This window comes from Methylobacterium sp. WL69 (assembly GCF_008039485.1).
Taxonomy (GTDB): domain Bacteria; phylum Pseudomonadota; class Alphaproteobacteria; order Rhizobiales; family Beijerinckiaceae; genus Methylobacterium.
The window spans coordinates 1-245 of record NZ_VRUZ01000225.1; the positions used below are offsets into that span (position 1 = coordinate 1).

The following is a 245-nucleotide window of genomic DNA, read 5'->3' on the forward strand; positions in this document are numbered from 1 at the left end:
TGCCGATCACGGTCCAGGTCGTGAGCGACGAGGCCTACGCCACGTGGCTCGCCGAGGGGAAGACGAAGTTCGCGCGGATCGACAACGACACCTCGAAGTTCGCTGCGGCCCGCTGACGGGTCCGGCCTCGTTTCATGAGATTCAAGAGAAACCTGGACTGAGGTCTATCCATGGCTAACGCCGCAGCACATCCGGGGCATCACGACGCCCACGCCCACGACCACAAGCCGCCGTTCTTCTCCCGC

Annotated in this window: 1 pseudogene; it reads left to right on the top strand. The window is 64.1% G+C overall.

Going from position 1 to position 245, the window contains the following annotated elements:
* Positions 1-116 (top strand): annotated as a pseudogene (locus FV218_RS23530) (cytochrome c oxidase subunit II); the annotation flags it as partial.
* Between the last annotated feature and the right edge of the window lie 129 nt (positions 117-245).